Source organism: Bartonella sp. B12(2025) (assembly GCF_053795135.1).
This window is the reverse complement of sequence record NZ_CP200031.1, coordinates 1,066,407-1,079,858: the sequence shown is the minus strand read 5'-3', so window position 1 is coordinate 1,079,858 and position 13,452 is coordinate 1,066,407. Positions and strand designations below refer to the sequence as shown.

13 protein-coding genes and 1 tRNA gene are annotated in these 13,452 nt (G+C 37.2%); 9 read left to right on the top strand and 5 right to left on the bottom strand.

Features of this window, described 5'->3' with window-relative positions; translation table 11 throughout:
* Window positions 1-327 precede the first annotated feature (327 nt).
* The 5 genes from V3564_RS04730 to V3564_RS04710 all read left to right on the top strand — a co-directional run bounded on the left by V3564_RS04730 (window position 328) and on the right by V3564_RS04710 (window position 5,704).
* Window positions 328-1,962: an ABC transporter substrate-binding protein gene (locus tag V3564_RS04730; protein ID WP_455480445.1), complete on the top strand. Its 1,635-nt coding sequence runs from the start codon at window positions 328-330 to the stop codon at window positions 1,960-1,962.
* A 92-nt stretch (window positions 1,963-2,054) separates the two neighbouring features.
* Window positions 2,055-3,131, top strand: coding sequence for an ABC transporter permease (locus V3564_RS04725; protein ID WP_455480444.1), 1,077 nt, complete (start codon window positions 2,055-2,057; stop codon window positions 3,129-3,131).
* The gene (gene nikC, locus V3564_RS04720; protein WP_455480443.1) at window positions 3,128-4,057 is read left to right on the top strand and encodes a nickel transporter permease; all 930 of its coding nucleotides are present in this window, start codon (window positions 3,128-3,130) and stop codon (window positions 4,055-4,057) included. The genes V3564_RS04725 and nikC overlap by 4 nt, the downstream gene beginning before the upstream one ends.
* Window positions 4,050-4,925 carry an ABC transporter ATP-binding protein gene (locus V3564_RS04715; protein ID WP_455480442.1) on the top strand — a complete coding sequence of 292 codons (876 nt, stop codon included), beginning with the start codon at window positions 4,050-4,052 and terminating at the stop codon, window positions 4,923-4,925. The genes nikC and V3564_RS04715 overlap by 8 nt, the downstream gene beginning before the upstream one ends.
* On the top strand, window positions 4,922-5,704 hold the full coding sequence (locus V3564_RS04710) for an ABC transporter ATP-binding protein (protein ID WP_455480441.1): 783 nt from the start codon (window positions 4,922-4,924) through the stop codon (window positions 5,702-5,704). The genes V3564_RS04715 and V3564_RS04710 overlap by 4 nt, the downstream gene beginning before the upstream one ends.
* 516 nt (window positions 5,705-6,220) lie before the next feature.
* Here the strand turns inward: V3564_RS04710 and V3564_RS04705 are convergent.
* Window positions 6,221-6,294, bottom strand: a tRNA-Met gene (locus V3564_RS04705).
* Between the two features lie 170 nt (window positions 6,295-6,464).
* Between V3564_RS04705 and V3564_RS04700 the strand changes: the two genes are divergently transcribed.
* Both V3564_RS04700 and V3564_RS04695 read left to right on the top strand, forming a co-directional pair.
* Window positions 6,465-7,421, top strand: coding sequence for a Gfo/Idh/MocA family protein (locus tag V3564_RS04700; RefSeq protein WP_455480440.1), 957 nt, complete (start codon window positions 6,465-6,467; stop codon window positions 7,419-7,421).
* Between the two features lie 49 nt (window positions 7,422-7,470).
* Window positions 7,471-8,589, top strand: coding sequence for a DegT/DnrJ/EryC1/StrS family aminotransferase (locus V3564_RS04695; RefSeq protein ID WP_455480439.1), 1,119 nt, complete (start codon window positions 7,471-7,473; stop codon window positions 8,587-8,589).
* Window positions 8,590-8,838: 249 nt separating this feature from the next.
* Here the strand turns inward: V3564_RS04695 and V3564_RS04690 are convergent, their stop codons facing one another.
* Both V3564_RS04690 and V3564_RS04685 read right to left on the bottom strand, forming a co-directional pair.
* On the bottom strand, window positions 8,839-9,480 hold the full coding sequence (locus V3564_RS04690; RefSeq protein WP_455480438.1) for a hypothetical protein: 642 nt from the start codon (window positions 9,478-9,480) through the stop codon (window positions 8,839-8,841).
* 26 nt (window positions 9,481-9,506) lie between these two features.
* Window positions 9,507-10,118, bottom strand: a complete 612-nt coding sequence (locus V3564_RS04685) for a DUF1134 domain-containing protein (RefSeq protein ID WP_455480437.1) — start codon at window positions 10,116-10,118, stop codon at window positions 9,507-9,509.
* A gap of 220 nt (window positions 10,119-10,338) precedes the next feature.
* On the opposite strand from V3564_RS04685, the gene chpT reads away from it, so the two are divergent.
* Window positions 10,339-10,977 (top strand): histidine phosphotransferase ChpT, encoded by a 639-nt coding sequence (gene chpT, locus V3564_RS04680; protein ID WP_455480436.1) that lies wholly within the window; start codon window positions 10,339-10,341, stop codon window positions 10,975-10,977.
* Between the two features lie 214 nt (window positions 10,978-11,191).
* Here chpT and ctrA read toward each other — a convergent pair whose 3' ends face one another.
* Complete coding sequence (gene ctrA / locus V3564_RS04675; RefSeq protein ID WP_455480435.1) at window positions 11,192-11,893, bottom strand: response regulator transcription factor CtrA; 702 nt, start codon at window positions 11,891-11,893, stop codon at window positions 11,192-11,194.
* 554 nt (window positions 11,894-12,447) lie between these two features.
* Here ctrA and V3564_RS04670 point away from each other — a divergent pair.
* Window positions 12,448-12,834 carry a flagellar export protein FliJ gene (locus V3564_RS04670; RefSeq protein WP_455480434.1) on the top strand — a complete coding sequence of 129 codons (387 nt, stop codon included), beginning with the start codon at window positions 12,448-12,450 and terminating at the stop codon, window positions 12,832-12,834.
* Between the two features lie 134 nt (window positions 12,835-12,968).
* On the opposite strand, the gene sciP is transcribed toward V3564_RS04670, so the two are convergent.
* Complete coding sequence (gene sciP, locus V3564_RS04665) at window positions 12,969-13,244, bottom strand: CtrA inhibitor SciP (protein ID WP_455480433.1); 276 nt, start codon at window positions 13,242-13,244, stop codon at window positions 12,969-12,971.
* Window positions 13,245-13,452: the final 208 nt, after the last annotated feature.

Here is a 13,452-nt window from a genome sequence, read left to right as displayed (position 1 = left end):
GTGGATGACATAAATGATATCCCGGTTCCCTGCATAGGAGTGATTTTAAAGCCATTTAAGACATGAAATTGTAGGGGACTTACTATAGGGGTTAGGGACAGTTTATGGTAGGCAAGTCGATGTTTGTAATTATAGAAACCTATATTTTGAGAGGTATCTGTTGTGTTATGGAAGGACATCTCAATTTATAGACTAGTGCTTGAGAATATGTTTTGTGAAAGTTAAGCAGAAAACTTTATGGTTGTGTTATTGGGTGATGCAATGGAGAGATTAGAAGTCCTCTATGTGCAAAGTCTCCAAAAATAAAATGCAAAGTAGAGAAATAAAATGAGAAAGAAAAAAGCATTAAAGAGACTTTGTATTTTATTAGGAGTGACGAGTTTTTTTAATGGGTTCATATTACCAGCATTAAGCGCGTCATCTGAAAATACATTGGTGATGGCTTGGAATATTGATTCAATTCGTAGTTTTGATCCAGCACAATCGCTTGAGGTTGTAACGAGCGAATTATTGATGAATATTTGCAGTGCATTAGTGCAATATGATAAATCTGATCCTAGGAAAATTCGCCCTGCGATGGCTCAGTCTTGGGATGTTCTAGATGATGGGAAAAGAATTGTTTTTCATCTTCGTGATGATTTAAAGTTTGATGATGGAAGGGTGGCAACAGCGCAAGATCTTGCATGGTCAATGCAACGTATTGTTAAATTAGGATTTAGTTTTGCTCAGTCTTTTATAGATTATGGATTTACAAAAGATAATATAGAAACAAATATTCAAGCTTTGGACAATAAAACTCTCCAATTGAAATTGGATAAACCTTATCCTGCCCAACTTATATTGACTGTGATTGCACAGTCTTATGCTTCTGCTTTGCTTGATCGGAAGACAATTGAAGCAAATAGTATTGATGGTGATATGGGCAATAAATATTTAGCTACTCATTCGGCTTGCGTTGGTCCTTATAAATTAGCGCGTTGGAGTCCAGGGGATAAAATTATATTAAAAGCTACTCAACATTATTGGGGAGATATTCCAAAAATACAGAAGATTATAGTGCAGCATGTAGCTGAACCATCGAGCCAGAGACTGCTTTTGGAAAAAGGTGATATAGATATAGCGCGTGATCTTTCTTCAGAGGATATTTTAAGTATTGAAAGACAGGGAGGGCCTATCAAAATTAGCCGTGTTTTGCGACCGCAGTCTGTTTATTTATCGCTGAACAACAAAAATGCAGTTTTTGCTAACGAAAAAGTAAGATTGGCGCTTCGTTATTTGATTGATTACAAAAATCTTGGAGAAACTGTTTTAAAAGGTGTTGCAATTCCACGCGCGAGTTATATGCCATTAGGTATTCTAGGAGCTTTGGATGAAAAAGAAGGATTGCCGTTCAAGCTAAATTTAGAAAAAGCAAAAAAATTAATAAGCGAAGCAGGCTATCCTGACGGTTTTAAAGCTAATCTTTTAGTTAGTGAGTTTCCCTATTTGTCATCTGTTGCGCAGTCGATTCAAGAAAATGCACGCAAAATTGGTATTGAGTTTATAATTGAAAAAATGGCAAAAACTCAATTGTTAAGTCGCGTGCATGGTGGAAATTACGATACTGCTATTATGGGATGGGGAAGTTTTAATCTTGACGGGCATCCCGCTTCGTTAAATCACGTTTTTAATCCTGATCCAACATTTACAAAAAAGCATGGTATGTATTTGGCTTGGAATGTTGGCTATTACGATGAAAATGCTAATAAAATGGTAATGGATGCGTTGTTTGAGAAAGATAAAAATAAGCGGATTGAGCAGTATCATGCTTTACAGCATTATATGTTTGAGCACGGTCCCATGGTTTATTTATTTCAGCCGTATTATACCGTTGGCATGGGACCTGCAATGAAAAATTGGGTTTGGAATAGTTTTACGCTTTACTACAATGATGCAGAAAAATATGCGCAGTCGTATAAGTAAATTTGTGTGTAAGGTTTGGTTGTAGTTTATTTGGTTGTGTGGCGGGGGAAACGTCGCATTCACTTTTTATCGATGTGTAGGATCTTATTAAGATGACTTTATCATTTTCAGAAGCTAATGTAGAAATATCACAAAGGCAGAAAGGTTTGTACTTATGGACCTTTTTTTTAAAGGTAGTTAAGTTGTTAATTTCTGTGTTTGTTACGTTACTTGGTTTGGTAACCATTACTTTTTTTATTGGTCATCTTCTTCCTTTAGATCCTGTTCTTGCTATTCTTGGTGATAATATTAGTCAAGAAGCTTATGATGCAATGTTTTATAAGTTGGGTCTTGATAAGCCATTGATAGTTCAATATTGGAATTATCTTCGCGATATATTTTCTTTTAATTTAGGGAATGCATTAACTTCGGGACGTCCTGTCTCAGAAGATATTATGCGTGTTTTTCCTGCAACATTAGAGCTTGCAACAATTTCTACTGTTGTTGGCACGAGTTTGGGTATTCCGCTTGGTGTTTTTGCAGCAGTGTATCGTGATTCATTCATTGATCATTTTGTTCGTGTTGTTACGCTCCTTCGTTACTCAACACCAGTTTTTTGGCTTGGGTTGATGGCATTATTAATATTTTATGCTAAGCTTGGCTGGATTGGTGGTCCAGGGCGGATTGATTTTATTTATGAGTATTCTTTTGAACCTAGGACAGGATTTTTGCTTTGGGATACTGCTTGGCAGGGGCAGTGGGAGGCTTTTCGCAATGTTTTAAGCCATATTATTATGCCTGCTTTAATTTTAGCTTTCGGTTCTATGGCTTACATTACGCGTATGACTCGTGGATTTATGATTGAACAACTTAATCAGGAATATATTATTACTGCGCGTGTTAAGGGATTATCTTTGATGCGAACGGTTTGGTGCCATGCTTTTCGCAACGCTTCTGTTCAGATTATCACTGTCGTTGCACTTTCTTACGCTTCTTTATTAGAGGGCGCTGTTTTAACAGAGACAGTTTTTGCTTGGCCTGGTTTTGGGCGTTACTTGACGAATGCTCTTTTGGCAGGAGATATGAATGCAGTTGTAGGGTGCACTTTGCTTATAGGATTTATCTTTATCGCTATTAATTTATTTTCTGATTTTCTTTATCACATACTTGATCCGAGGACACGTTTATGACAACAATTAATCATCATAAATTGCAATCATCATTTTCTTTGAGACATTGGTTGAATGAACCTGTTCCAAGATCAATCGTTCAGGCAAATGTACAAAAAATTTATCATTCAGTAATCAGATTTTCTCATAATCTTTCGGCTGTATTTGGTTTGATTGTCATTCTTATTATTGTCTTGTGTGCAATTTTTGCTCCTTGGATTACTTCTCATGATCCTTTTAGTAATGACCTGTTGCATCGATTGCAACCCCCATCTATGCAGCATTATTTAGGAACGGATGAATTGGGGCGTGATATTTTTAGTCGAATCATTTTTGGTACGCGCATCACCCTTTATATTGTTTTTCTTACCACGATTATTGTGGGTCCTGTAGGATTGATCGTTGGAACTGTATCTGGTTATATGGGCGGGGTAGTTGATACTATTCTTATGCGTATCGTTGATATTTTTCTTGCTTTTCCAGGTTTGATTTTAGCTCTTGCTTTTTCAGCGGCTTTGGGACCAGGCATTGAAAATGCAGCTATTGCAATTTCAATTGCAGCGTGGCCTCCAATAGCACGTTTGGCACGTGCTGAAACTTTGACAATACGTTCATCTGATTATGTATCAGCAGTTCGTTTGCAAGGTGCATCTACTTTGCGAATTATTTTATTTCATATTGCACCTATGTGTATTCCCTCGGTGATTGTACGGTTAGCGTTAGATATGTCTGGAATTATTTTGACGGCTTCTGGTCTTGGTTTTTTGGGATTAGGTGCTCAATTGCCAAGTCCTGAATGGGGAGCAATGCTTTCGACAGGTCGTGAATTTATGATGACAAGTTGGTGGTTGGCGGCGATACCAGGTTGTGCAATATTGCTTGCAAGCCTTGCTTTCAATCTTTTAGGCGACGGACTTCGTGATGTATTGGATCCACGTAATGGCTAAAAAATTATTAGAGATAGAAGATTTACGTATTTCTTTTCCTACTATGCATGGCAATTTAGAAGTTGTGCGCGGTGTTAGCTTTTCCGTTGGAAAAGAAAAAATCGGAATTGTTGGCGAATCTGGGTCTGGAAAATCAATGACTGGGCGCGCGATACTAAAATTGAATCCAAAATCTGCAATTGTAAAAGCTAAAAAAATGCGCTTTGGTGATGTTGATTTGTTAACCGCAAGTGAATCTCAGATGCGGACTATACGGGGTAAGCGTATTTCAATGATCTTACAGGATCCAAAATATTCACTTAATCCGTTAATACGGATTGGGGAGCAGATTATGGAGGCTTACTGTATTCATTACCGTGTTTCAAAAGCCGAAGCGCGTGAAAAGACAATTTCTATGTTGGAGTCTGTTCATATTCGTGATCCTGAACATGTGATGCGATTATTCCCTCATGAAATATCAGGTGGTATGGGGCAGCGCGTGATGATTGCGATGATGCTCATTCCTAAACCTGATTTAATTATTGCAGATGAGCCAACGTCTGCACTTGATATTACAGTAAGGCGTCAAGTTTTATCAGTATTGGATAAGCTTGTAACTAAATCTGGAACGGGACTTATTTTCATTAGTCATGATTTGAATATGATTGCTGATTTTTGTGATCGTGTTTTGGTTATGTATGCAGGGCGTGTGTTAGAAGAATTACCTGCGTGTGATTTATCTCGCGCCTGTCATCCTTATACTAAAGCTTTGCTAGCTAGTCTGCCACGGCTTGATAATCCTGTTGATGTTTTGGCTGTGCCTGAGCGCGATCCTGATTGGTTGCATAATCCTACGATTGTTAATGGTGTTAAAGGAGCTACTCCATGAGTAATTGTGAGAATATTATTGATGTTTCTAATTTATCTGTAACCTTTGGGCATAGGCATAAGGCAGTAAGGGTTGTTAAAAATGTTAACTTTCATATTAAGCGTGGTGAAGCTTATGGTTTGATTGGTGAATCAGGATGTGGAAAATCAACCATTTTGAATGCATTGGTCGGGCTTATTCCAGATTATAGTGGGCGTTTCATTTTTGATGGACAAGAGGTAGCAAAAAAAAGAAACAAGGATTTTTTACGCCGTGTTCAAATGGTTTTTCAGGATCCCTACGCTTCGCTTCATCCAAGAAAAATGGTCTATACTGTTCTTTCTGAATCCCTCAAAATCCATAATATGGATAATCCAAAGGAACGGGTGCGTGATGCTTTAAATTCTGTTGGTTTAGATTCTTCATTTCTTTACCGTTATCCGCATGAGTTATCTGGAGGGCAGCGTCAACGTATTGCTCTTGCGCGTGCTTTGGTTGTCGAATCAGAAGTTTTACTGCTTGATGAGCCAACATCTGCATTGGATGTGTCGGTACAGGCTGAAATTTTAAATTTGTTGAAATCGTTACGAGAGGAAAAAAAGCTCACTTATTTGATGGTATCCCACGATCTTGCTGTTGTTGCGCACATCTGTGAACGTGTTGGCATTATGCATAAAGGGATTATTCTTGAAGAGCTCAGTAATGATGATTTGCGCAATTTACGCGCGCAACGTGACTATACAAAGATGTTTTTTGAAGCAAGTATTGAACCTGTTGTTCATAGAGACGAGAGAGTGTGATAGGTTTTACGGAAGAGAAAATAAAGCTTTTTTATTTTAACTTTTTGGAGATATTCAATATTTTTGCATTTTAAAATTTTACAGTTTTAGCAATGATGGTATTGGTGATACCTCCATTCAGAATTTTATAGGGTAAAAGTGTCTCAATATAGAGGCCATTTTTATGCTGCGTATTGCTTTGAGATTTTTTGTTATTGCGAGGCGTTTGTCACTCTCAATTGGTTTATGATGAGAGAAATGTGGAAGGCGCTGAAAAACGGAAAATGATCAATAGAAATATATTTACAGAGAAAATACTTTGCTCGCTGTCATTTCAGAATTAGAAGGAGAGAAGTTGTTTTGAGAAACTCTTAAAAAAATATCAGGAGACTTAAAATGACCCTTCAAGTGTTTTTGAAAACCTCTTTGAAAAAATAAATTGGTACAAAAACTTGTGAAAAATTTTACAAAATTCACTGATAAACTGTACATACTACAGTGCAAGGTTTTTTGAAAAGCACGATGAAAATAAAACGGTAGCGGAGGAGGGATTTGAACCCCCGACACAAGGATTATGATTCCTCTGCTCTAACCTACTGAGCTACTCCGCCAAGATAGACAAATATTATTACAACTCATCTTATTGTCTACGGATATAAGAGGTAGAATAGTGAGATGTCAAGCATCGTTTTTAAGCTTTTCTCTTGTCATTCCATTTCATCCTCGGTATGGAATGAATAGAAGTATATTTTTTGTATAATGAGCAGGGTAAAGCATAAAAATGGTGCCACGTATAGCGGTTTTAGGGTGCGGTCATTGGGGTGGAAATCATATACGAACACTCAAAGGTCTTGGGGCCTTAGTAGCAGTTTCTGATGTAAATGTTGAGCGTGCTGCAAGCTTTGCTTGCACGTATGGTGTGGAAGCTATTGCGCCAGAAGATCTTTTTACTCATGAAGATATTGATGCGCTGGTACTGGCGTTGCCTCCACAATTCCATACAGAAAATGCAGTACGCGCTTTAAAAAATGGCAAGGATGTTTTTGTTGAAAAACCAATTGCCTTGAATGTAGCGGACGCTGAATACCAAGTTCAGGTTGCTGCTGAATATGGGCGAATTTTTATGGTGGGCCATATTTTGCGTTTTCATCCTGCTTTTGAAAAAGTATGTGAATTGGTAGCAAAGGGAGAATTAGGTGATATACGTTATATCTATTCTCACCGATTAGGTTTTGGAAAATTTCATACACAAAGCGATGCTTTATGGGATCTTGCTCCTCATGATCTCTCAATGATTTTGGCTTTGACAGAATGTGAACCTTCTGAAGTTCGTGGAGAAGGAGCGGCTGTGATTGATCAGCTTTCTGATTGTGCTCATGTTCATATGACTTTTCCAAATGGTATACGTAGTCATCTTTTTACTTCACGCCTTAGTCCCTGCCGTGAAAGGCGTTTAACGGTTGTTGGTACAAAGGCTATGCTTGTTTTTGATGATATGGAACCGTGGAGCCATAAATTGGCATTGCACCGTTTTGCCGTTTGGAAAGAGAAACAAGAGTGGGCTTTTAGCACTGACGAACTGAAGTATATTGATGTTTGTGAAAATTTGCCGCTCACTTGCGAATTACAGCATTTTCTTCAGTGTATTGAAATGCGTCAATCACCTCGTACAGATGGTGATGATGCGATTGCTGTTTTACGGATTTTAACTGCTGCTAGTGTCAATTATCATAGATAAAAGAGATAAGTAGCGCTTTTGCATTGTTGTGATGATCAATGGAGTTAATATGCAGTTCATCGACCTTGGAGCGCAGCGTGCGCGTATTGAAGATAAAATTAATTCTGCAATTGCGCATGTGGTTGCCAGTGGTAAGTATATCTTGGGGCCAAAAGTAACAGAGTTTGAAGAACAATTGGCGGATTATCTTGGCGTTAAACATGTGATTGCGTGTGCCAATGGGACTGATGCGTTGAAGATGCCTCTTATGGCTAAAAATATTGGTCCAGGTGATGCTGTTTTTTGTCCTAGCTTCACGTTTTCTGCAACTGCTGAAGTTGTCGCTTTGGTGGGAGCTGAACCTGTTTTTGTTGATGTTTTGCCTGATACATTCAATCTTGATGTTGAAAAGCTTTGTGAAGCGATCAAAATGATTAAAAAAGAGGGGCGTCTCAGACCAAAGGCAATTATTGCTGTTGATTTGTTTGGACTTCCTGCTGATTATGAGCAAATTGCTAGAGTGGCGGTAAAGGAAAATCTTTTTGTTATTGAAGATGCTGCCCAATCAATGGGGGGGAGAAGCGGTAATATTATGTGTGGAGCTTTTGGTGATGTGGCCGCGACAAGTTTTTATCCTGCAAAACCATTGGGATGTTATGGCGATGGAGGTGCTATGATGACCAATGATGACAGTTTGGCAGAGCTTTTGCGTTCTATTCTGTTTCACGGTAAAGGCAAAACGCAATACGACAATGTGCGTATCGGTATGAACTCGCGTCTAGATGCAATTCAGGCTGCAATTTTGCTGGAAAAGTTTGTTATCTTTGAAGATGAGATGGAAAAGCGTACGGCAATCGCTCAATATTATTCCAATAGTTTAAGAGATATTGTTGCAGTTCCAGAAATGAGAGAAGGTGTTCGTTGTGCCTATGCACAATATACTATTAAGGTGGAAAATCGTGATGGATTAAAGGATTATTTACAGAAGAATTCTATTCCCACAATGATTTATTACAAAACTCCGTTGCATCAGCAGCCAGCTTATAAACACTTTCCTTATGTAAAAGATTCTCTTTCTATTTCTGAGTCTTTAGGAGATAGTGTTTTAAGTTTACCTATGCATCCTTATTTGACGAAAACTGATCAAGATATGATTATCCAACGAATAAGAGATTTTTATTGCTTTTAAAACAATGGTTTTATTCTCAAAGCTATTTAATATTTGGCTTTATTTTGATTACATCTTGGAAGGTGTTTTTTGAGTTGTAACTAAAAAGCAAAGTCAGGTTTAGCAGCTATTTTGTTAATAGAGTAGCTTATGTATAAAGCTTAACTTATATTTTCAATATGATAACGAAAGTGTTTGTCTTTTAGAAGATACAGTTAATGTTTATCAATCCAGATATTTATACTAAGTTGTTTAAAAAAATCACTTATGTTAGGTTTTTTTTGTGTAGGTTATTTTTTTGCGAATGCGCGATGCTAGGTCATTTTTGCTTTTGGAGTTTTGGATCAATGCGTTGATGGGGGATGTTTTACCCTCTTGTAGCGCTATTTGGGCAGCTAATGTTGCTGCTAATTCCTTTGTTTCTTCACGCAGTTCATCTAGGAGTTGATGGTTAGCAGTGGTGTCAAGTTCATTGGTTTGAATTTTTTGTAAACGTTGCTGATAATGCGCTATTTTTTCACGCATAGTTTTAATTTCCATTATGAAGGTGTTTGTAGTACTGATATTTTTTTCGATTGCGACAACTTCTTTTGGGGAAGAATAAGTGCCTTGTGTGTGAAGAGGTAATTGATAAAGTTGTTCTGTTATTTGGCCAAGTTGTATTTTTTGTTGGGCATATTTTTTTTGTAAAGAGTCGTACTTTTGTTCATTTTGCGCTAATTTTACAGCATATTGTGCACAAAGAAAATCATAATTTGCTTGTATTTCAGTGTGTGATAATGGAATTTGCGCAGAAACATATTTATGCGCAAAATGAACGGCTTTGCGCCAAATAAGAGGAGCAAAAATCACCAGTAACCAAGAAGTGGAGGCGACTCCAAGAATGAAAAAAAGAAGCGATTGGATAAGCATAAATCCCCTTTTCAGTAAGTGCTCATTTAAAATGGATTCCATGTCGGTGTGGGCGTTAATTTTAAATATCCCACATTGATGCCAAGGCGTGCGCCAACTCCTGTATGGATAGGGACTAATAAGACGTTGTGGTATTTAAGGACATGAAAACCAACACCTGCTATTAAATAGGCCGAACCTGCAATACCACCATAGCGTCCCCATAAATTATTTATATTATTAAGACCGTAAACTAAAATCATTAAACGGGAACCTTGTCCGCCAAAATCCCATCCTACAGAGGGACCTTGCCAAAAAACTTTATGCTGACCGTAGTTTTTGGTAAAAAGCTTTCCTTCGCCGTAGGTTAATCCAGCAAAAAAGGCGCCGGAAGCTTCTTCTCCTAAAATATAGGCATTTGGATAACCGTATTGCGAAAAGATATTCTCAATTGCTACTGCTATACTGCTAGCAGTTTTTCCAAAAAAAATATGTCCAGAATCGATAATTTCTTGCAGCGAATAATGGGGCTCATTTTGTTCTATTGTTCGGATTCGAGCATTTGCAGTGTTTATGATTACGAAGTTTATGACTATGAATAAAAGGAAGATTAGAGACACAACACTTTTGTGCCAACGTATTAGGAAAGAGAGGGTCATAGAGTTTTTTCCTTTTATCAGTTATAAACAAAAAGATAATATTAGGATTTTTATTCTATTCAAATAAAAAATGAGATGTGAGATTATTTAAATTTTTGAATTTGTTTCTAAAAAAAATTTAGCGTGATTGTTAAAGTTTCAATATATGTATGATGCATTGGATGTTAAGAGTTTTTCTTTAAAATGAAGCTTTTTAAAAATCTAGGAGTTTTCAATAATTATGACGTTAGCTGTTTCTTTGAAGCCTACAGATCTTGCTGCTTTGCTTTGTAGTCGTATTTGCCATGATTTGATTTCGCCTGTTGGCGCTATTCAAAATGCGATGGAGCTCTATGATGAAGGAGGGGCTGAAGAAGATGCTTTGCAATTAGTGCGTTGGTCTGTTGCGAGTGCTTCTGCACGTCTACAATTTGCACGATTGGCTTTTGGTTTTGCAGGGGCAAGTGGGGAACAAATAGATACACGTTCCGCTGAGCAGGTTTCTCAACAATATATGAAGGAAGAAAAGGCAATTTTAAAATGGCAAGCTCCTGCTTTGCTTTTACCAAAAAATGAAGTTAAACTTTTACTTAATTTGTTATTGATCGCAAACACAACAGTTTCTCGTGGAGGTGAAATCGTTGTTATGATTTTGCATGATGAAAATAAACGTTCTTTTCGATTTGAGATTTGCGGTCAAAACTTACGTATTCCTTCTCATTTTATTGCGTTATATAATGGGAATATTCAGGAAGAACACATCGATGCTCATGTCATCCAATTTTATTACACGGTGTTACTTGCTGAGATGACGAATATGAAATTAAATATAGATGAAACCAACAATTGCGTTGTTTTGGAAAGTGTGAAGAAGCTTTGAATAAGATAAAAGCGCTTAAGCTGTGTTAGAAAAAGATAGCTTAGATTGTATCTGTAAGCGATAAGAATATGTCTGTCGGGGATTTTGGGACTTTTTAAGCCTTAACGTTCTCTATATACAAAGAGATCTCTCGTGTGCGAGTTTTTTTATTGTAACAGAGAGAAAAATCTCGGCCCGCTGTACCCCGAGATTTTACAATGTATATTTTCACTTCTTAAGCGGTTTTACGTACGTTATCTTCAACTGGGTCACGTAATACATAACCGCGTCCCCAAACTGTATCAATGTAGTTCACGTTAGAAGAGACTGCTTCCAATTTTTTCCGCAGTTTACAGATGAAGACATCGATAATTTTAAGTTCTGGTTCATCCATTCCACCATAGAGATGATTGAGAAACATTTCCTTGGTGAGTGTAGTACCTTTACGCAGAGAGAGAAGCTCTAGCATCTGATACTCTTTCCCAGTTAAATGCACAGGATGCCCAGCAACTTCGACTGTTTTTGCGTCAAGATTAACGGTGAGATCGCCAGTAATAATGACTGATTGTGCATGTCCTTTAGAACGACGAACAACCGCATAAATACGTGCAATTAACTCATCCTTGTGGAACGGCTTCGTCATATAATCATCCGCACCAAAACCAAAACCACGTACCTTATCTTCAATGGCATTCATGCCGGAAAGAATGAGAACAGGGGTTTTTATTTTTGCCAATCTTAGGGTCCGCAAGACATCATAGCCTGACATATCAGGTAGATTCAAATCAAGCAAAATGATATCATAATCATAGAGCTTACCTAAATCGACTCCTTCTTCACCTAGATCAGTGATATAGACATTAAAGTTTGCTGACTTTAGCATTACTTCAATGCTTTGGGTAGTTGCTTTATCATCTTCAATTAATAATACGCGCATCTTAGATCCCTCACTTTGCTCCTCCGAATCAAAAGGAGCGCTTATATTTTATAACAGCTGGTAAAACCGCTGTTAATAAAAAACAATCCATGAAATCAAACACTTAATAATAAAAGTGTTTATGAATATTTCAGCAGTACGCGTAACAATAACCACTGAATTCCCCACTATCTATGATAGTGGTTAACAAAATATTTTTATTTTTAAAAGAGGTTATAAAATTATTTTAGAAAAATTGTGTATTTCAAAAATTAATGAAAAAATAAAGTGCTTTTCCACTAATTTAAAAAAAACTTATAAAAGATTCTTTTAAATTACTTTTTTACAATTTCAGTGTTTATTTACGGAGCTTTAAATCTCTTCATTCTATAGTGGATACGAAAAGTAAAGAAATGATTATTTTTCTTGAAAGCAGATTGTGTTCGTGGGTGCTTTAAGGAAAGGTAAAAAATTATAGCTTCACGTTAAAAAATGGACTGTTTTCTTCAGAAAGAGTGTCGCTAAAAATATATAGAGTGCGAATTTTGAATTGGCGCAATCAAGGAGTAGTGAGCATGAAGCCACGGGAAAGTATGGTGCGATTGAGGATGTTTCAAATGCGTGGGAAACGTCGTGAAATTGCACAGCTCGAGATGATGATCGCGGAATTTGAGCGAATGGTGTTAGAACTGGAAACGCAAATTGTTAATGAAGAACGTAAATCTGGAAACAATGATGTTAACCATTTTGCTTATTCTGCTTTTGCTCGTGCAGCGCGGCAGAGGCGCGATAATCTTATGAACTCGATTCGTGATTTGCAGCTTCAAAAAACAAATGCTGAAATTGCTCTTCACGAAGTCAATACAGAGTTACAACGCGCACAGATTTATGAGGCGCGGGAAAAGAAGGCAGCAGTGGATGATGACTGTATTTTAATTCAGTCTAATTCAATGACTGGGTGATAAAAGCTATAGTTTGAAGATCAATTTTTGAGATGTTTATCTACTGAGAACACGAAAAAACAGCCAAACTTTTATCAAGCTTGGCTGTTTTAAAAAAATTTTTTAAGTCGTTATCGAATCATTATCCATGGCAACTAATGCCTGTAGTGTTGGATTCTGGTCGTTCGTAACCCAGCCAAGCCGTGTTCGTCGATCAAGCTTTGCCATGAAAGAAACTCTTCTACAGTCAAAGAATAGCGTTGACACGCCTCATCAAGACTTAACAATCCACCTCTGACAGCTGCAACAACTTCAGCTTTGCGACGGATTACCCAGCGCCTTGTTGTTTTCGGCGGTAGATCGGCGATTGTAAGCGGACTTCCATCTGGCCCAATAACATATTTCATTTGTACTTTTATTAAATTGGTCATTGTATCCTCTACCTTTAGTCAAGGACTTGATTCGTTTTTAAAACATGAAATTTAAAAAAGAGCTAAACGCGTTGAAAAAAAATTAATAAAGGAAGTCAACACGTGAAAATGTGATATAAAATGAAATGGGTAGGATAGTTTCTACGATGTTTTTTCAGATTTTAAAAAAGAACCAAAAGAACTTTCATTGTGCCTTATTTCTATCATT